This is a genomic window from Leucobacter sp. NPDC077196 (assembly GCF_040687075.1).
In the GTDB taxonomy this organism is placed as follows: domain Bacteria; phylum Actinomycetota; class Actinomycetes; order Actinomycetales; family Microbacteriaceae; genus Leucobacter.
Window position 1 is genome coordinate 64,160 of the sequence record NZ_JBFBML010000011.1, and the last position, 18,433, is coordinate 82,592.

Genomic DNA, 18,433 nt, shown 5'->3' on the forward strand with positions numbered 1-18,433 from the left:
GTTCTTGCTTTCCGGCGCGCAGCCTGGCTAGGCTGACCGCGTACACCTGACCCCGGAGAGGAGCGCACCATGGCCAGCAGCACGCCATCGAAGCCGCGACTTCCGGGCACCACGAAGCCAGTGCATTAGGTCGACGCGGCTCCCGCTCGGGGCCGCCCCTTCTCAGCTTCCACCTCAGCAGTTCTTCTCGCGCCCCGCTTCTCTGACCCTCGGGTCGCCGCGCCCAGGCGCCGATTCACGTCAGGCATCATGAACCACGTCGCTGCATCTCAGCATCCCCCGGCCGACGCCGATCGGGTTTCGACCGCGCGCGCACTCGCGCGACTCATCCCGTTCGCGCGCCCCGCTCTGCCCAAGCTCATCACCGGAGCCTTCCTCGGTCTCGGCGCCGCGGTGGCGAGCCTCATCATTCCGCTCGTGCTGGAGTGGGCGGTCGACGGGCCCATTGCATCGGGAGACCGATCCCTCATCGTGTGGGCCACCCTCGGGGTGCTCCTGCTGGGGGTGCTCGAAGCGCTGTTCGTATTCATGCGTCGTCGCCTGGTGCTCGGGCCGTCGACCGCGGTCGAGTTCGCAGTGCGGCAATCGTTCTTCGAGCGGCTGCAGCGCCTCCCGGTCGCGTTTCACGATCGGTGGCAGTCGGGCCAGCTGCTGAGCCGCATGATGCAAGACATCAGCTCGATCCGCCGCTGGTTGGCGTTCGGCCTGATCCTGCTGCTCGTCAACGTGCTGACGATTCTCATCGGCATGGGACTGCTCTTCCGGTGGCACTGGGCGCTCGGCGTCGCCTTCATCGTCTGCTCGATTCCGATCTGGGTGGTCGGCTATCGGTTCGAGCAGAAGTACGGCGTGCTGTCGCGGCGCAGCCAGGATCAGACCGGCGATCTCGCGACTGCGGTTGAGGAGAGCGTGCACGGCATCCGCGTGCTCAAGGCCTTCGGCCGTGGCGGCCACGCGCTCTCCCAATTCACGCGGCGGGCCGAAACGCTGCGCGAGACCGAGATGCGCAAGGCTCGCGAGGTCGGCGGCCTGTGGTTCTGGTACGAACTGGTGCCGATCTTGGCGATGGGCGCCTGCTTCATCACCGGCGTCTGGCTCGCGGCGCACGACATGCTTTCAACGGGAGAACTCGTGGCGTTCTTCGCGATGGCTGCGGCGCTGCGCTGGCCGATGGGGTCGCTCGGCTTCCTCTTCGCCTTCCTCATCGACACGCGCACCGCGACCGACCGCGTCTTCGAGGTGTTCGACGCCGAGCAGACCGTGCGCGACCCGGAGCACCCGAAGACCATCGAGCACGCGCGCGGCGAACTCGTATTCCGCGAGGTGCATTTTCACTACCCCGATGCCGGCGCCGACGAGGCCGATCTCATCGACGGCTTCGACCTGGCATTGATTCCGGGGGAGACGCTCGCCATCGTCGGGGCCACGGGCAGCGGCAAGACGAGCCTCACCGCGCTGCCGACGCGGCTGTACGACGTCACCGGCGGAGCGATCCTGCTCGACGGAGCCGACGTGCGCGAGCTGGCGCTCGACGACTTGCGGCGCCGAATCGGCGTGGCCTTCGAAGAACCCATTCTGTTCTCGGCCACGGTGCGTGAGAATGTGCTGCTCGGCCGCCATGATCTGGAGCTCGACAGCGCCGCGGCGGAAGAGGTGCTGCATGACGCACTCGCCGTCGCGCAGGCCGGGTTCGTATTCGACCTGCCTCTGGGCGTCGACACCGAGGTCGGCGAGGAGGGGCTCAGTCTGTCGGGCGGGCAGCGGCAGCGCCTCGCGCTCGCACGGGTCGTGGCTGCCGCCCCCGACGTGCTGGTGCTCGACGATCCGCTCTCAGCGCTCGACGTCGACACCGAGGCGCGCGTCGAGGCGGCGCTGCGACGCGTGCTCGCCGATACCACCGCGCTCGTCGTGGCGCACCGCCCATCGACGGTTGCACTCGCCGATCGCGTCGCCGTGATGCGCTCGGGACGCATCGAGGCCGTCGGCACCCACGTCGAGCTGCTGCGCACGAGCGCCCACTACCGGCATTTGATCGCCGGCATCCACAATGACGCGGTCCCTGAATCGACTGGCACCGAGGTGCAGAGCACCGGCCGGACTGGCACCGAGGAGGTGCGTCCATGAGCCCCGAGAGCGTGCGCGGCACGAGCGGCGAGGATCGCGATACCTACACCCGTGAGGAGAGCCGCGCGATCCGCCGCCGATCGCTGCGCCTGCTCGGTTCGATTCTGCGACCGCTGAAGCGACTGATCGTGCTCACGTCGATCGTCGTGGTCATCTCGTCGGCGATGCGGGCGATCGGACCGTCGCTCATCGCGTACGGCATCGACACCGCGTTGCCCGCCGCGATCGACGCCGGGAACTGGATTCCAGCGGTCGGTGTCGCGGTCGCGTTCCTCGTCACCGGCGCCATCGGCTCGCTCCTCGTCGGCTGGTACGTCGTGCTCATCGCGCGTCTCACGCAGGCGGTCATGATCGAGCTGCGCACGCGCATATTCCGCCACACGCAGCGATTGAGTCTTGAATTCCACGAAGGGTATACGTCGGGCCGCATCATCTCACGGCAGACGAGCGATCTCGAGTCGATTCAAGAATTGCTCGATGGGAGCCTCAACGAGCTCGTCGACGCGGTGCTCATCGGTACGTTCACGATGGTCATGCTGTTCGTGCTGGATTGGAAGAGCGGCCTCGTGCTGCTGTTCATGGGCATTCCGCTCGCGATTCTCATGCGCTGGTTCGTGGTGGAATCGCAGAAGGGGTTTCGGTCGACGCGCGTGGTCAGCGCCCGTCTCATCGTGCAGTTCGTCGAGACGATGACGGGCATTCGCGCCGTGCAGGCGTTCCGCCGAGAGCGGCGCGGCGACGCCGATTTCGGTGCCGTATCCGACGACTACCGTCGTGCGAACCTTCGCGTGCTGCGGCTCTTCGGGGTGCTCGACCCCGGACTCATTCTGCTCGCGAACGTGACTGTCGCGGTCGTGCTGCTCTGGGGTGCACTGCGCGTGACCGGGGGCGAACTCGCGATCGGCGTGCTCATCGCCGCGGTGCTCTACGTGCGCAACTTCTTCGGCCCACTCGAAGAGGTCGCGATGTTCCTCAACTCGTACCAGTCCGCGACGGCGGCGCTCGAGAAGGTGTCCGGGGTGCTCGAAGAAGAGCCGACGGTGCAGGATCCCGCGGTGCCCGTGCGTCTGGAGCACCCGCGCGGCGCGCTGCGTTTCGACCACGTCAGCTTTGCCTACGGCACTGCCGGCGCATCCGCTCGCACTGTGCTCGACGACTGCGACCTCGAACTGCCGGCGGGCCAGACCGTCGCCCTCGTCGGGGCGACGGGCGCCGGCAAGTCGACGCTCGCGAAGCTCGTCGCACGGTTCTACGACCCGACCGACGGCGCGGTGCGCCTCGACGGGATCGGCCTGCGAGAGCTCGACACCGCGGACCTGCGGCGCGCCATCGTGATGGTGACGCAGGAGGCCTATCTCTTCAGCGGCACGGTCGCGGAGAACATCGCGCTCGGTAAGCCCGACGCCTCAACGGCCGAGATTCGGGCAGCGGCTCGGGCGGTGGGGGCCGAGAACTTCATCGAGTCGCTTCCCGACGGGTACGAGACCGACGTGAACAAGCGCGGCGGGCGGGTATCGGCGGGCCAGCGGCAGCTCATCTCCTTCGCACGGGCCTTCCTCGCCGATCCGACCGTGCTGATCCTCGACGAGGCGACGGCCTCGCTCGACCTCCCGAGCGAACGGCTGGTGCAGCAAGCATTGCAGCGGTTGCTCGCCGATCGCACGGCGATCATCATTGCGCACCGATTGTCGACGGTCGCGATCGCCGACCGGGTGCTGGTGATGGAGCACGGGCGTGTCGTCGAAGACGGCGCCCCTGCAGCCCTCGTAGAACGCGGAGGACGCTACGCGAAGCTCTACGAGGGTTGGGCGTCGACTCAGGCCTAGCGCTGTCGCGAGTGCGCTGAGGTGCCTGTGCTCGGTGCGAGATGCGGCTTCGGTGACACCCTGCGCGAGCGCACGAGTCCGACCGAAGCCGAACCTCTTACCGAAGCGGGTCGGGGGTGTTGCCGGGGCCGAAAGCGTCAGGCGTGCCAGGTCCGTCGGATGCGGACGGCGCGTCAGAAGCGGCAGACCCTCCCGGTCGACCGGCCCCATTCGACGTATCGCGTGAATCGACCGCTTCGTCTTCGACGATGTCGTCGGCGGTGCGATCGCGATTGCGCCACTCGTAGATGCTCTCCGAAGCCGTCGACCGCGAGCGCGCGAGGAAGATGACGGAGAGCGCGACGCCGATGAGTGCCGCGAACAGGGCAGCGAGCCACGGCTGCAGGCCGATCGCGTAAAGCACCGCGAACGGCACCGCGAAGAACAGCAGACGCAGCACGATGTAGACGATCCAGGCGGTGCGGGGGTTGTTCACCCGCTCGAGTGTACCGGCGGCACCTGGGCCGGGGCTCCGCGCAAGCCCCAGGGTTTTGCGGGTGCGTGCGAGTACGATTGGGGTATGGTGCGGTTCGTGATAATCGGGGTCGTCATCGCCGTTGCACTGACGCTCTATGCGCTGGTCGACGCCGCGATGACCGAGGGGTCGCGTGCGCGCGGAATGAACAAACCCGTGTGGATCGTGATCATCGCAGTGCTGCCGGTGATCGGTGCGCTGCTGTGGTTCTTCATCGGCAAGGGCGCAGCGCAGGCGCAGACCACGCGTCGACCAGCACCCGATGACGATCCGCGCTTCTCGGGCACGCGTCTTACGAGCACCGACCTCGATGCGCACATGCGGGATCTCGAAGATCGTCTCCGCGAACTCGACGACGAGACGTTTCCCGGCGAGGAGCATCCTGCCGTCGCGAACGGCGACCGTGGGGGTGTCGATGGTGCGGACCGTGCCGTGGGCGGCGATGCGAGCACGGACGCGGCGAGCACGGACGCGGCGAGCATGGACGCGGCGAGCATGGACGAGGCGCGAACCGAGAGCGCGAGCCCTGCGGATCCGCAGACGGATTCGAAGAGCGTTCCGGATCGCAAGCTCGGTTCTACATCTTCACCGACATCCGCTGGTGCCACGCACTCGGGCTCCCCGAAGGGGGAGGGCGACGAAGCGGGTGCGGCTGCGGCTGACGACGAGGCGTCGAACTCGGAACGGCCCGAGCGCCGCGGGGCGGAGGAGCCCGGAACGCGTTCCGACGGCGACGCGAAACCGTGAACGCGGTGCAACCGGCGCCCGCGTCGGTATTCGCAGTCGAACTGCTCGCCGAATTCGTGCGCCGAGGCGTGCGAGACGTGATCGTGTGCCCGGGGTCCCGATCTCAAGCGCTTGCGCTGGCCGCAGCCGCGGCTCAGCAGGCCGATGCCTTGCGCCTGCACGTGAAGCTCGACGAACGGTCCGCGGGATTCTTCGCGCTGGGGGTTGCACGTGAAACGGGCATGCCGGCGCCCGTGATCGTGACGAGCGGCACGGCCGTCGCCAATCTCATGCCGGCGGCGCTCGAAGCGCACGAGGCTCGCGTTCCGATGCTGCTGCTCACCGCTGACCGCCCCGACGAACTGCGCGGTATTCGCAGTAATCAGGCAACGCACCAGGCCGGTTTCTTCGATGCGTTCGCCCGCTGGTCGGTGGACGTGCCGTCGCCGGAGTTCGCAGACGGTGACCTGGTGCGCGGCGCGATGCGCGATCCGGCAGCGCTTGCCGCTCGCGGGCTCGAAGCGGCCCTCGGAGGCGCGGGACGGCCACCCGCCGGCCCGGTGCAATTGAATCTCTCGTTCCGCGACCCCCTTTCTGGCACCGCGGGATTCGACCGCATGATCGTCGCCGGCTTCGAAGCCGCTGCGATCGAAGCCGCTGCGATTAATGCCGACGAGCAGGGCGAGGACAGGCAGGTCGGAGGCATTTCGACAGCGTCGACTGTGAACCGCGCCACCGAGAGCGAGCCCGACAGCTATGCGCACACCGGCGATAGCCTCGCCGTCGTGATCGCCGGCGAGGGGGCGGGAGCGGAGGCCGAGGCGTTCGCCCGTGCCGCGGGATTGCCGTTGCTCGCCGAGGTCGTGAGCGGCTCCCGTTTCGGCCGCGAGGCGATCGCGGCGTACTCAACGCTGATCGACGATCCTGAGGTCGGCGGCCTGATCGAACGCGCCATTGTGTTCGGCCACCCCACGCTCACGCGCCAGGTTCCGCAGTTGCTGCGCCGCGATGATGTCGAGGTGATCGTCGTCGATCCGCACCACGGTTCGGGTGCTGACTCCGTGAACCCGAGCCGAAGCGCGCGAGTCGTGACGACCGCAAGTGTCGCTGCCGACCACGATCCCCGTGCGCTGCGTCGGTGGCTCGGCGTCTGGGTGCAAGCAGATCGCGCACTGCAGCGCGAGCGCACCACGGTGCACGAACCCGACCTCGACGCAGCGCTGGCCCCGGGCTACAAGGAGCGCAACGCTTACGCCCGCTCGGAGGTGGCGATCATGCGCGAGGCGGTCACTCGCGACCTGCTCGTCGAGAGCGTCTGGCGCAGCACCTGGCCGCACGACCGACTCGTAGTCGCCGCATCCCGCCTCGTGCGGGTGCTCGACGCGCTCGCGCCCGCGCGCCGACTGGCCGTGCACGCCAACCGAGGCCTCGCCGGCATCGACGGCACCGTGGCGACCGCGCTCGGTATCGCGACGACGAGTCAGGACGCGGATGACCCAGCGCGGGCAGCCGGTACCACGCGGGTACTCATCGGCGATCTCGCGCTGCTGCACGACGCCGGATCGCTGCTGCTCCTCGAGGGGGAGCGCCGCCCGCGCATTCAAGTGTTCGTGGCGAACGACTGCGGCGGCACGATCTTCGACGGCCTCGAGGTTGCGGGGACCGCAGACGCAGACGCGTTCGCGCGCGTGATGCGAACGCCGCAGAGCGCCGACATCGCTGCACTCGCGACGGCTTACCAGTGGGAGTATCGCCGGGTCGCCACGCGCAGCGAGCTGGAGCGGCTGCTGACGGAGCCGGTCACCGGACCGAGCATCGTCGAGATCCCGCTGACCGACTGACCCGCCGCCGACCAACTGACCCGCTGCAGACCGACTGAGACGCCGCTGCAGAGGTCGGCCGCGCGCCCTACAGTGGGATTCGACGACGAAGTGAGGAGTCACCATGACGCACGCATTCTGGGAAACGGAAGTCGGCGAGTTGCTGCGCGTGCGGCCGGGCTTCCGGCTGAGCGACGTCGACCCCGCGTCGACTCCCGGAACCGGCGCTCGCAAGCGCGCCGGTTTCGAGGAGCTCGCCCGAGCGGCCCAAGAGTTGCGCGTGCTGCAGGAGAAGCTGTTCGCGCAGAGCCGGCTCGGGGCGCGGGAGCGCCTGCTCGTCGTGCTGCAGGCGATGGATGCTGCGGGCAAAGGCGGCATCGTCAACCACGTCTTCGGCCAGACCGAGCCGTATGGGCTCGCGCTGACCGCGTTCAAGGCGCCCACGGGGGAGGAGCGGGCGCACGACTTCCTGTGGCGGGTTGAGCGCCGCGTGCCCGAGCCCGGCATGATCGGAGTCTTCGACCGCTCGCACTACGAGGACGTGCTGATTCAGAAGGTGCGGGGCTTCGCGCCTCCCGAAGAGATTGAGCGGCGATACGGCGCGATCAACGACTTCGAAACGAGGATCACCGCCGACGGGGTGCGCATCGTCAAGATCATGCTGCACGTCACGCCCGAGGAGCAGGCCGAACGGCTCATCTCACGTCTCGACGACCCCGAGAAGCATTGGAAGTACAATCCCGGCGACGTCGACGAGCGGTTGCACTGGCCGGCGTACATGGACGCCTTCCAGACCGCGATCGAGCGAACGCACTCCGAGACCGCGCCCTGGTATGTCGTACCGGCGAACGCGAAGTGGTACGCGCGGGTCGCGGTGCAGCGCATCGTGATCTCGGAGCTCGCGAAGCTCAGCCCGCACTGGCCGGAGCCCGAGTTCGATGTCGCGGCCGAGCGCCAGCGGGTGATCGACTCGCTCGACCTGCGCTGGCCCGAGTAGCGGCCGCCGTCAGCGCGCGAACGCCTCCGTGATGGGGCGGAACTTCGACACCGTCTCCCTGAGTTCGTGCTCGGGGTCCGATCCCGCGACGATGCCGCCGCCGGCGCTCGCGATGATCGACCGCGTGCCGGTCGACGCATCGGGCTCGCCGAGCTGTGCGCAGCGCAGCGCGATGACCCACTCGCCGTCGCCCTCGGCGTCGATCCACCCCACGGCGCCCGAGTAGCGGCCGCGGTCGAAGGGCTCGAGCTCTGCGATCGCGGCGACCGCGGTCGAGGTCGGGGTGCCCGCGACGGCGGCGGTCGGGTGGAGGGCTCCGACGAGCTCGATCGACGAACTCTGCTCGCCGAGTGCGGCCCCGAGGTCGGTCGCGAGATGCCACACGTTCGGCAACTGGAGCGGGAACGGCTCCTCGCTGGTGCGCAGCTCGCGCACGTGCGGCGAGAGCGCAGTCACGACGCTCTGCACCGCGAACGAGTGCTCGTGCTGCTCTTTCGCGCTCGTCAAGAGCTCGTCTCGCGCGCGTGAATCTCGCACTGCGTCTTCGGGGTGCCGGCCGCGGGTGCCCGCGAGCACCCGTGCCGAGACAGCCCCGTTCGTCGAGCGAATCAGCGTCTCTGGGCTCGCGCCGACGAGGCCGTCGACGGCGAAGGTCCAGCAGTCGAGATAGTGCTCGGCGAGCCGCGTGAGCGGCACCCGCACATCGGAGTCGCGGGGAAGGGCACCCTCGAGCTGCCGCGCAAGAACGATCTTCTCGAACTCGCCGCGCTCGATGCGGGCCCCCGCTTCGCGCACGCCCGTGAGATACGAGTCCACGGAGTCGCCGCCGGTGGGCAGCTCGCGGTCGCGAAAATCAGTACCCGTCCACGTGCCTGCTGCGGGGGCTTCTGGCATGGCGGGCGGTGCCGGATCGGCATCGATCGACGAGATTTCCGTGATCCAGGCCTGCCCGCGGTGACGCGCGACCAGCACACGCGGCACGATGAGCACGCTCTCGACGGAGCTCTCGTCGGCGAACGCGAACGTTCCCAGCGCGACGAGGCCCGAGCCGGGCATGCGGACGGGGTCGTCGACGACCGCCGCCGCCGCGATCCTGCGCCACGCCGCCGCGGCGTCAATGAAGCGGTCTGCGCCGCTGAACGACAGGCGCATCACCTCGCCGATGCCGACGCAGCCGCGATCCCCTCTAGTCCAGAGCATCGGGGCCGTCGGGTCGGCCAGTGCGAGGAGGTCTGGAGCTTCATCCAGGGGCCGGGTCGTCGCGCGCAGGCGGGGCGCCGGGGAAGTGCTCGTCACAGTGCCAATCTACTCCTCCGATCTGGACGCCCGCGCCGAGAAGCAGCCACGCGCGATAGCCCAGGAGTTGCGTAGCCGTTCGGGATACGATGGTGGGGTGACCCGCCCCGATACCGCGACCAAGCACGCCGCAGACGTCTCCGCAATGTTCGATGAGGTCTCGCCGCGATACGACCTGATCAACGATGTGCTCACCGTCGGCAACGACCGGCTGTGGCGTGTGGCGACGACCAAAGCGATTGCCCCGCGCAAGGGAATGCGGGTGCTCGACCTGGCGGCGGGAACCGGTACGTCGTCGGCCGCTATCGCAGCGCACGGGGCGCACGTCGTCGCCGCGGACTTCTCGGAGGGGATGCTCGCCGAAGGGCGCAAACGGCATGCCGGCAACGACCTCATCGAGTTCCAGTGGGCCGACGCGACGCAATTGCCATTCGCGGACGACGAGTTCGACGCAGCCACGATCTCGTACGGGCTGCGCAACGTGAACGACCCGAAGGCAGCGCTGCGCGAGATGCGTCGAGTGGTGAAGCCCGGCGGGCGTGTGGTGATCGCCGAGTTCTCGACGCCGCCCTCGGCCGTCGTGCGCGGGCCTTACGCGTTCTACGGCCGGCACGTGCTGCCGCGCGTCGCTGGCGCGATCAATCGGGATGCCGCGGCCGCGTACCGCTATCTGAACGAGTCGATCGAGGCGTGGCCCGATCAGGCGGAGCTCGCGGCGTGGATGCGCGAGGCGGGATTCGAACGCGTCGCCTACCGCAACCTCACGTTCGGCATCGTCGCGCTGCATCGCGGCTTCGTCCCGCGCGAGGCGCCGAAGCAGCCCGCTGCTGCCAAGCCCGCTGCCGCGAAGAAGCCGGCCGCCGCGAAGAAGCCGGCTGCAGCGAAGTCTGCCGCCGCCGCAAAGCCCGCTGCCGCGAAGCCCGCTGCCGCGAAGCCTGCGGCCGCGAAGAAGCCGGCTGCGCCGAAACCAGCTGCGCCGAAACCCGCTGCGCAGCCGCCGCAAGCCTCGACAGACGCCGCCGGCGAGACCGCCCCTCGACCTGGAGACACCCCGTGAGTCGTCCCATTGCCGAAGACACGGCAACCCAGGCGCTGCCGATGCGCCTGTTCCGCGGGGCGGCCGACCGTCGTCACGCGAAGGAGATCCAGCAGCAGCTCGAGCTCGTCGAATCTGAACTTCTCGAGCACCTCCGCTTCGCATCGCCGGTTGCCGATGCACCCGCCCGATACTTGATGGGGGCAGGGGGCAAGCGGATCCGGCCCATGCTCACGCTGCTCACGAGTGAACTCGGTTCCGGGCCGAACGAGCTGGTTCGCCGCGCCGCAGAGGCCGTTGAGATGACCCACCTCGCTTCGCTCTACCACGACGACGTCATGGACGATGCGAAGCTGCGCCGCGGCGTCGACGCCGCGCAGACCGTGTGGTCGAACTCGGTCGCGATCCTCGCGGGTGACCTGCTCTTCGCGCGCGCCTCATCGCTCGTCTCGGGCATGGGCGAGGAGGCGATCCTGCTGCAGGCCCGCACCTTCGAGCGGCTCTGCCTGGGGCAGCTGCATGAGACGGTCGGCCCGCAAGAGGGCGACGACCCGAAGACGCACTACATTCAGGTGCTCGCCGACAAGACCGGGGCGCTCATCTCGACGGCCGCGCGCATGGGCGTCATGTTCGGCGAGGCTCCGGCAGAGTTCGCAGATCCGGTCACGGAGTACGGCGAGCGCATCGGCGTCGCGTTCCAGCTCATCGACGACGTCATCGACCTGTCGCCGAAGAAGGAGCAGACGGGCAAGCGCGCGGGCACCGATCTGCGCGCCGGTGTCGTCACGCTGCCGTATCTGCTGCTGCAAGACAGTGCGGCCGCCGGAAATGCAGACGACGCGGCGCTGCTGGCGCGCATCGAGGCAGGCGTCGCCGAGATTCGGGGCGGGGCGGATCCGGCAGTGCTCGATCCCGAGGTGCAGGCGCTGCAAACGCATGCCGTTACGCGCGAGACCGAGGCCACGGCGCACCGCTGGGCTGCAGACGCCGTTCGTGCGCTCGAAGTGCTGCCGAAGTCATCGGTGAAACGCGCGCTCGAGCGCATGGCCGACTCGATCGTCAACCGCGAAGGCTGACGCTCGACATCTGGCACTACCGGTGCCGTGCCTGGCGCCCCACGAACACCCCCAATTCTCGAAGCCCCGCGGAGAATACCGTCAGGGGAATGGAAGGAAGAACCGAGCGATGAGCAAGATGCGACTGGCGATTGTGGGAGCGGGACCTGCGGGTATCTACGCTGCTGACCTGCTGCTGAAGGCGGAGCGCGATTTCGCGGTCGAGATCGACCTCTTCGAGCAGCTTCCCGCGCCGTACGGGCTGGTGCGCTACGGAGTCTCACCCGACCACCCGCGCATCAAGGGGATCATCACCGCACTGCGCGACGTGCTCGACCGCGCGAGTTCCGGCGAGACCGGCGAAGACTCGATTCGCTACTTCGGCAACGTGCGCTACGGGCAGGATCTGAAGCTCGAAGACCTCAAGCGGCACTACCACGCGGTCATCTTCTCGACCGGCGCGATCCGCGATGCGGCGCTCGACATTCCCGGCATCGATGCCGAGGGCTCTTACGGGGCCGCCGATTTCGTGAGCTGGTTCGATGGGCACCCCGATGTGCCTCGCACCTGGCCGCTCGAAGCCCAGTCGGTCGGCGTCATCGGAAACGGCAACGTCGCGCTCGACGTCTCGCGCATGCTCATCAAGCACGCCGAAGACCTGCTGCCCACCGAGATTCCGCAGAACGTGCACGAGGGGCTCGAAGCGAACCCCATCGAAGAGCTGCACCTCTTCGGCCGACGCGGCCCGAAGTACGTGAAGTTCACGCCGCTCGAACTGCGCGAGCTCGGCGAGGTGCGCGACGTGGACATGGTGATCGACGAGCACGACTTCGCCCACGACGACGCCTACGCCGACGAGACGCTCATGAAGAACAAGCAGGTCATCGTGATGACTCGCATCATGGACAAGTGGCGCGACGAGCAGCGCGCACGTGAGGCGGGGGAGGTCGCGCCGGCTTCACGCCGCCTGCACTTGCACTTCTGGTCGAAGCCCGTGGAGGTGGTGGTCGAAGACGGCCGCGTTGCGGGGCTGAAAGTCGAGCGCACGGCTCCCGACGGGCAGGGCGGCATCGTCGACACCGGCGAGTTCGAGGTCGTGCCGATGCAGTCGATCTACCGCGCGGTCGGCTACTTCGGCTCCCCGCTCGACGAGATTCCGTTCGACGACGCGAAGGGCGTGATCCCGAACACGCAGGGGCGCGTGCTCGACCTCGAAGGCCAGCAGATTCCCGGCGTCTACGCCACCGGATGGATCAAGCGCGGCCCGGTCGGCCTCATCGGGCACACCAAATCCGACGCGATGGAAACGCTCGAGTGCCTGCTCGAGGATCGCGAGAACCTGTGGACGCCCGAGGACACGGAGCCGCACACGATTCCCGCTCTGCTCGAAGAGCGAGGCGTGCCGTACACGACCATCGAGGGCTGGCACCGCCTCGACGCGCACGAGCTCGGCCTCGGCGAGCCGCACGGGCGCAACCGCGTCAAGGTCGTGCCGCGCGATGAGATGACGCGCATCTCCCGTGGGGAGTAGCTGAGGCGCGGCGCGCTTCAACCGCCCTGGTCGAATTGACCGATTTGGGCGTTTTGGGCGATAATTCGTTCATGACATCTACAGCCCCCCCGACGCGTGAGGACGACCTCGTTGCCCCGCCCGAGGACTTCGCTGCGATGTTCGAGTTGGCGCGGTTCTTGGAGAGCCACTCAGAGCCTGCAGCGCTTCTCGGCCCGGACGGCCAGCAGATCCCGTTGCCAATAGAGGCGTACGACATCTTGCGCAGCGTGGTCAAAGCGATGGAGCGGGGGGCTTCGATTCACGTCGAACCCGTAGATCGGCAGCTCACCACACAGCAGGCGGCCAATCTACTGGGTATCAGCCGCAGCACACTGGTTCGCCTGCTCGACGATCACGAGCTCCCGTACGAGCAACTCGGTGATTCGCGGCACCGTCGACTGCGGCAGGGCGATGTGCTCGCCTATCGTGAGCGCAAGCGCAGGGAGCGGCGAGCGCTCCTTCGTGACATGACGCGCCAAGCAACTGAGGGCGGACTGTACGACGTCGATTCAGACGCTTATCAGGACGCACTGCAGGAAGCCCGAAAGTCCTAGAGAGTGGCGAAGTTCACCGCCTTCTTCGACGCATGCGTGATGGTTCCGATCGCTCCGAGCGACACGTATCTTCGGATGGCGGAGCTGGGAGCTTTTCGGCCGACGTGGTCGCAGAAGGTGATCGAAGAGGCGGTCAGCGCTCTCATTCGCATCCATCCAGGCGAAAATCCCAGCTTGTTTCAGAGCCGATTTCGGGCGATGAACACGGCCTTCGATGACGCGATGGTGACGGGATGGGAGCCGCTCGTCGCCGGCCTTGCATTACCCGACGATGGCGATCGCCATGTCCTCGCTGCGGCGATCCGGTCACGCGCCGATGTCATCGTCACGGAGAACACGAAGCACTTTCCCGATCACGCCCTCAAGCCGTTCGACATCAAGGCGGTCAGGCTCGACGATTTCCTTCTGGACCAACTCGACCTGAACCCCGCAGCCGCGGTATCCGTAGTAAGGGAACAGGCACGCGACATGAGCAGGCCTCCCGTGAAGCTCGAGCATCTCCTCGATCGACTCGCCCGAAGCGGCGCCCGTCGATTTGCAGAAGCAGTCCGCGAGCACGCTGACATGGAGTGATGCACCCCTCAGCGCAGGAGACCCTCGAGCTGCTCGAGGGTCTCTGCCGCACCGCCGTCGATGCGCACCGACACCGACTCGCGAGCGTCGATCGCCGTCGGCCCGCGGTTTATCACGGCGATCGGGATGCGGCGCAGCTGTGCGCGGTGCACGAGGCGAATGCCGGTGTTCACCGCGAGAGAGGTGCCGATGAGCAATAGGCCGCCGGCGGAGGCGACGAGCGCCTCGGCCGTCTCGAACACGGGCTTCGGCACGAATTCGCCGAAGTAGACCACGTCTGGGCGCAAGATCGACCCGCACTCCGGGCAGCTCGGCGTCTCGACCGTGTCGGTCTCCTGCACTAGCGCGTCACCATCGGGAGCGATATCGGCCTCGGAGTTGCGGGCCGCGAAACCGGGGTTGAGCTCATCGAACCAGCCGAGCACCTGATCGCGGGTGAAGCGATGGTCGTGCTCAACGCACCTGATCACGCTCCCGTTGCCGTGCAGCTCGACGACGCTTCGGGATCCTGCCCGTCGATGCAGGTTGTCGACGTTCTGCGTGATGACGCCGTTCGTCAGCCCGGCGGCTTCGAAGCGCGCCAGAGCGAGGTGACCGGCGTTCGGGGCGACACCCGCAGCTCGCAGCGCGCCGACTCTCGCGCCGGCCCAGAAGCGGCGGCGGTAGGCCGGGTCCTCCATGAACTGCGAGATGCTCATCGGCGTGCGCGGGGGAGCACCCGCACCGCGATAATCGGGGATGCCCGAGTCCGTGCTGATGCCGGCGCCCGTGAGCACCGCGAGCGGTGCGGCCCCGAAGAGTTCCGCGAGCCGCTCGAGTTCGCCCGAATGCGTCATGTGCCTCCTCTTCCGGCACTCACGCTAGCGCACGACAGTGCCCGAGGTCAGGGGGTTCCGCCACGGGCGCACGCGAAGCACGCTCGCCACCGCCGGTAGAATCGCCATCATGACCAGCGCGCGCGAACAGCTCATCGACCTCATCACGAGCGAAGCCGTCTTCCACGGCGACTTCACCCTCACGAGCGGCAAGAAGGCGACCTACTACATCGACCTGCGCAAGTTGAGCCTCGACCACCGTGCGGCGCCGCTCATCGGGCAGGTCATGCTCGATCTCATCGACGACATCGACGGTGTGGTCGCGGTCGGCGGCCTCACTATGGGCGCGGATCCGATCGCTTCGGCGATCATGCACCAGGGCGTCGCGCAGGGCAAGGTGTACGACTCGTTCGTGGTGCGCAAGGAGCCGAAGGATCACGGCCGCGGCCGCCAGGTCGAGGGGCCAGATCTTGAGGGCAAGCGCGTGGTCGTGGTCGAAGACACGTCGACGACGGGCGGATCCCCGCTCAAGGCGATCGAGGCGCTGCAAAAGGTGGGGGCCGAGATCGCGGCGGTCGCGGTCGTGGTGGATCGCCAAGCGCCTGCCAAGGAGCGCATTGAAGCGGCCGGTTTCGAATACCGCTACGCGATCGGCCTCGACGACCTCGGGCTCGACCCGCAGTAACTCGGGCCCGGTCCGCGACTCGGGCTCGGTCCGCGCTGCACGCGCCGAGACGACGGCGGCCTCCGAACCCGCAGGGGATCGGAGGCCGCCGTCGCTTCAGCCGAACTTAGAGCACCTTGGACAGGAACTGCCGAGTGCGCTCCTGCTTCGGATTCGAGAAGACCAGCTCGGGGTCGCCCTGCTCGATGATGGCGCCCTCATCCATAACGATGAGGCGATCCGCCACCTCGCGGGTGAAGCCCATCTCGTGGCTCACGATGATCATCGTCATGCCTGCCTTCGCGAGATCCTGCATCACCTGCAAGACCTCTCCCACCATCTCGGGGTCGAGCGCGCTCGTGGGCTCGTCGAACAGCATGAGGGCCGGGCGCATTGCGAGCGCCCGAGCGATCGCGACGCGCTGCTGCTGCCCTCCCGAGAGGGAGCGCGGCCGCACGTCGGCCTTGTCGGCGAGCCCGACGCGGTCGAGCAGTTCCCGCGCGTAGGCGATCGCGTCGGCCTTCTTCTCGCCCTTCACCCGCACCGGGGAGTGCCAGATGTTCTCGAGCACGGTCATGTGCGGAAACAGGTTGAAGTGCTGGAAGACGAAGCCGATGTCTGCCCGTTGAGCGGCCAGTGCCTTCGCCGAGATCTCAGAGACCTTGCCGTTCTCGTTCACCCGTTCGCCGATGCGCTGGCCGTCGACATAGATCTCGCCACTGTCGATCGGCTCGAGCCGGTTCAGCGTGCGCAGGAAGGTGGTCTTCCCGGCACCCGACGGGCCGACGAGCACGACGACTTCGCCGCGTTCGATCTCGAGCGACACATCCGTCAGAATGTGCCGATCGCCGAACCACTTGTTGATGTCGACGGTGCGCACGATGGGGCCGTCCGAGACGGAGACCGGGGCGGTGTATTCGCTGAGCGCGTTCATGCCGCGACTCCTTCCAGGTCGGCGATCGGGCTCTTCGGTGCGACGCGGTCCCGCTTGCTGCGGAAGCCGAAGAGGCGCTTCCAGACGGACTCGGCCTTGGGCAGGCCGGCCTTCGCGTTGAGCCAGTTCTCGATGAGGGTCTGAATGACCGTCCACACGGTGGTGAGGAGCAGGTAGTAGAGCGCCACCACGATGTAGATCTCGAACACCTTGAAGGTCGCAGCGCTCATCGAGCTGCCCACTTGGAACATCTCGGCGACGCCGATGATCGAGAGGATCGACGTGCTCTTCATGAGCCCGTTGAACGAGTTGCCGAGCGGCGGCACCATGACGCGGATCGCCTGCGGCACGATGATCCAGCGCATCGACGCGAGGGGGGTCATTCCGAGCGACAGCGCCGCCTCGGTCTGGCCCTTCTCGATCGACTCGAGGCCGCCGCGCACGATCTCCGAGATGTAGGCGCTCTCGTTGAGCATGAGCGCGACGATCGCTGCCTGCACGGCGCCCTTGATGAGGAATCCGACCGTGACGTCCTGGAGCTGCATGGTCAGGTTGAGATCTTCGAACCTGAACAGGTTCGCCGCCGCGAAACCCGTGTAGATGATGACGAGCTGTACGAGCAGCGGGGTGCCGCGCACGATCCAGATGTAGAGGCTCGCAAAGATGCGAAGCGGCACGAAGCGGCTTCTGCCCATGAGAGCGATCAGCAGGCCGAGCACGAGCGCGAGCGCCATCGCCGCGATCGAGATCACGATGGTGAGCGCGAGGCCGTTGAGGAAGCTCTCACTGGGCGTGAAGAGGCTCTGCCAGAAGTAGTCCCAGTCGAAATTCATGAAGTATCTTTCCTGTTGCCGATGGGTGGGGCGACCGCTCGGGTCGCCGCACCCATCGGATTACTCGGGCTGGGTGATGTCGTTGCTCTCGACGCCCCATTCGGCGAGGATGTCGGCGTAGGTGCCGTCGTCGATCATTGCTGCGAAGGCCTCGTCGAGCGCGTCGTTCAGCTCAGTATTGTCTTTCAGCGTGGCCGCGCCGATGCGGATCTTGCCGAACGGTTCGCCGACCGCCATCAGATCGCCGTCGGACTGCTGCTCGTAGTAGCTCATGATCTCGGTGGTGTCGATGAAGGCGTCGGCCTGATTGGCGAGCACCTGCTGCAGCGCGCTCGTCGCCTCGTCCACGAGGGTGATCGCGAGCGGGTCCTTTCCATCGGCGACGCACTCATCCGAGATCTCCTCAGCCGAGGCGGCGCCGGTCGCGCCGGTGATGCCGACGACCTTGGTGCCGCAGAGCGAGTCGTCGAATCCGGTCACGTTCTTCGGGTTGTCCTTGTTCACCGCGACGGCAGTGCCCGAGTAGAGATAGGGCACGAAGTTCGCGATCTCCTCGCGCTCCGGCTTGATGTAGAGCGAGCCCATGATGACGTCGCACTGCTTCGCCTGCAGCGCGGGAATCAGGCCGGCGAAGGAGTACTCGCCGAGCGTCGCCTCCACGCCGAGCTTGTCGGCGAGCGCGTTGGCGATGTCGATCTCCACGCCCTGCAGTTCGTTGTTCTCGTCGTAGAAGATATTGGGGGCGCTGTCGCCGGTGCAGACGGTGAGCGCTCCCTCCTTGATGATCGTCGGCGGCGCGAGCGTCGCTTCTGAGGCGCTCGTGTCTCCGGTGCCGCCCTCGGTGTCCGCATCGTTCGAGGTGACGGTGCATGCAGCGAGAGACAGCATGAGGCCGGCTGCTGCGGTGAGCGCCAGCGCGGGCGCGAAGCGCCTCGCAGATGGGGGGAAAGCCACGATGATTTCTCCGTTCGGTGAACCCCGGCTCGTGCCGGGAGAAACATTGCATACTCCGAATCCTTCGGGTGTATGCTCGATCAGCAGTTGGTCAGACCAACGGATGAACTGAATGGAACATACCCCGGCACCGGCTTCCGCGTCAACGGGCAGGCCGAGC

Annotated in this window: 17 protein-coding genes; 11 read left to right on the top strand and 6 right to left on the bottom strand. The window is 67.5% G+C overall.

Annotated elements, in window-relative coordinates; all coding sequences use genetic code 11:
* Nucleotides 1-249 precede the first annotated feature (249 nt).
* Together AB0O71_RS11440 and AB0O71_RS11445 are read left to right on the top strand one after the other, a co-directional pair.
* Nucleotides 250-2,124 (top strand): ABC transporter ATP-binding protein, encoded by a 1,875-nt coding sequence (locus AB0O71_RS11440; RefSeq protein WP_363745366.1) that lies wholly within the window; start codon nucleotides 250-252, stop codon nucleotides 2,122-2,124.
* The gene (locus AB0O71_RS11445; RefSeq protein ID WP_363745368.1) at nucleotides 2,121-3,950 is read left to right on the top strand and encodes an ABC transporter ATP-binding protein; all 1,830 of its coding nucleotides are present in this window, start codon (nucleotides 2,121-2,123) and stop codon (nucleotides 3,948-3,950) included. Before AB0O71_RS11440 ends, AB0O71_RS11445 begins: the two co-directional genes overlap by 4 nt.
* A gap of 97 nt (nucleotides 3,951-4,047) precedes the next feature.
* On the opposite strand, the gene AB0O71_RS11450 is transcribed toward AB0O71_RS11445, so the two are convergent.
* Nucleotides 4,048-4,425: a DUF4229 domain-containing protein gene (locus AB0O71_RS11450; protein WP_363745370.1), complete on the bottom strand. Its 378-nt coding sequence runs from the start codon at nucleotides 4,423-4,425 to the stop codon at nucleotides 4,048-4,050.
* 84 nt (nucleotides 4,426-4,509) lie between these two features.
* Between AB0O71_RS11450 and AB0O71_RS11455 the strand changes: the two genes are divergently transcribed.
* From AB0O71_RS11455 to AB0O71_RS11465, 3 genes are all read left to right on the top strand, one after another.
* Entirely contained in the window at nucleotides 4,510-5,211 is a 702-nt protein-coding gene (locus AB0O71_RS11455) for a PLD nuclease N-terminal domain-containing protein (protein ID WP_363745372.1), read from the top strand.
* Nucleotides 5,208-7,031 (top strand): 2-succinyl-5-enolpyruvyl-6-hydroxy-3-cyclohexene-1-carboxylic-acid synthase, encoded by a 1,824-nt coding sequence (menD, locus tag AB0O71_RS11460; RefSeq protein ID WP_363745374.1) that lies wholly within the window; start codon nucleotides 5,208-5,210, stop codon nucleotides 7,029-7,031. The genes AB0O71_RS11455 and menD overlap by 4 nt, the downstream gene beginning before the upstream one ends.
* 103 nt (nucleotides 7,032-7,134) lie before the next feature.
* Nucleotides 7,135-8,007, top strand: coding sequence for a PPK2 family polyphosphate kinase (locus tag AB0O71_RS11465; protein WP_363745376.1), 873 nt, complete (start codon nucleotides 7,135-7,137; stop codon nucleotides 8,005-8,007).
* A 9-nt stretch (nucleotides 8,008-8,016) separates the two neighbouring features.
* Here AB0O71_RS11465 and AB0O71_RS11470 read toward each other — a convergent pair whose 3' ends face one another.
* Nucleotides 8,017-9,303, bottom strand: coding sequence for an isochorismate synthase (locus AB0O71_RS11470; protein ID WP_363745378.1), 1,287 nt, complete (start codon nucleotides 9,301-9,303; stop codon nucleotides 8,017-8,019).
* A gap of 97 nt (nucleotides 9,304-9,400) precedes the next feature.
* Between AB0O71_RS11470 and AB0O71_RS11475 the strand changes: the two genes are divergently transcribed.
* The 5 genes from AB0O71_RS11475 to AB0O71_RS11495 all read left to right on the top strand — a co-directional run bounded on the left by AB0O71_RS11475 (nucleotide 9,401) and on the right by AB0O71_RS11495 (nucleotide 14,073).
* Entirely contained in the window at nucleotides 9,401-10,360 is a 960-nt protein-coding gene (locus AB0O71_RS11475; protein ID WP_363745380.1) for a class I SAM-dependent methyltransferase, read from the top strand.
* Nucleotides 10,361-10,401: 41 nt separating this feature from the next.
* On the top strand, nucleotides 10,402-11,415 hold the full coding sequence (locus AB0O71_RS11480) for a polyprenyl synthetase family protein (protein WP_363745423.1): 1,014 nt from the start codon (nucleotides 10,402-10,404) through the stop codon (nucleotides 11,413-11,415).
* 109 nt (nucleotides 11,416-11,524) lie between these two features.
* Nucleotides 11,525-12,925: an FAD-dependent oxidoreductase gene (locus tag AB0O71_RS11485; protein ID WP_363745382.1), complete on the top strand. Its 1,401-nt coding sequence runs from the start codon at nucleotides 11,525-11,527 to the stop codon at nucleotides 12,923-12,925.
* A 71-nt stretch (nucleotides 12,926-12,996) separates the two neighbouring features.
* Nucleotides 12,997-13,500, top strand: coding sequence for an excisionase family DNA-binding protein (locus AB0O71_RS11490; RefSeq protein WP_363745384.1), 504 nt, complete (start codon nucleotides 12,997-12,999; stop codon nucleotides 13,498-13,500).
* 3 nt (nucleotides 13,501-13,503) lie between these two features.
* The gene (locus tag AB0O71_RS11495; protein WP_363745386.1) at nucleotides 13,504-14,073 is read left to right on the top strand and encodes a PIN domain-containing protein; all 570 of its coding nucleotides are present in this window, start codon (nucleotides 13,504-13,506) and stop codon (nucleotides 14,071-14,073) included.
* A gap of 8 nt (nucleotides 14,074-14,081) precedes the next feature.
* Here AB0O71_RS11495 and AB0O71_RS11500 read toward each other — a convergent pair whose 3' ends face one another.
* Complete coding sequence (locus AB0O71_RS11500; protein WP_363745388.1) at nucleotides 14,082-14,909, bottom strand: Sir2 family NAD-dependent protein deacetylase; 828 nt, start codon at nucleotides 14,907-14,909, stop codon at nucleotides 14,082-14,084.
* Nucleotides 14,910-15,018: 109 nt separating this feature from the next.
* Here AB0O71_RS11500 and pyrE point away from each other — a divergent pair, with 109 nt between their 5' ends.
* Nucleotides 15,019-15,573, top strand: a complete 555-nt coding sequence (gene pyrE, locus AB0O71_RS11505) for an orotate phosphoribosyltransferase (protein WP_363745390.1) — start codon at nucleotides 15,019-15,021, stop codon at nucleotides 15,571-15,573.
* A 106-nt stretch (nucleotides 15,574-15,679) separates the two neighbouring features.
* Here the strand turns inward: pyrE and AB0O71_RS11510 are convergent, their stop codons facing one another.
* Genes AB0O71_RS11510 through AB0O71_RS11520 form a run of 3 tightly spaced genes read right to left on the bottom strand, consistent with a single transcriptional unit; the run spans nucleotide 15,680 to nucleotide 18,273 of the window.
* Nucleotides 15,680-16,486 (bottom strand): amino acid ABC transporter ATP-binding protein, encoded by an 807-nt coding sequence (locus AB0O71_RS11510; protein WP_363745392.1) that lies wholly within the window; start codon nucleotides 16,484-16,486, stop codon nucleotides 15,680-15,682.
* The gene (locus AB0O71_RS11515; RefSeq protein WP_363745394.1) at nucleotides 16,483-17,319 is read right to left on the bottom strand and encodes an amino acid ABC transporter permease; all 837 of its coding nucleotides are present in this window, start codon (nucleotides 17,317-17,319) and stop codon (nucleotides 16,483-16,485) included. The genes AB0O71_RS11510 and AB0O71_RS11515 overlap by 4 nt, the downstream gene beginning before the upstream one ends.
* A 60-nt stretch (nucleotides 17,320-17,379) precedes the next feature.
* On the bottom strand, nucleotides 17,380-18,273 hold the full coding sequence (locus tag AB0O71_RS11520) for an ABC transporter substrate-binding protein (RefSeq protein WP_363745396.1): 894 nt from the start codon (nucleotides 18,271-18,273) through the stop codon (nucleotides 17,380-17,382).
* Nucleotides 18,274-18,433: the final 160 nt, after the last annotated feature.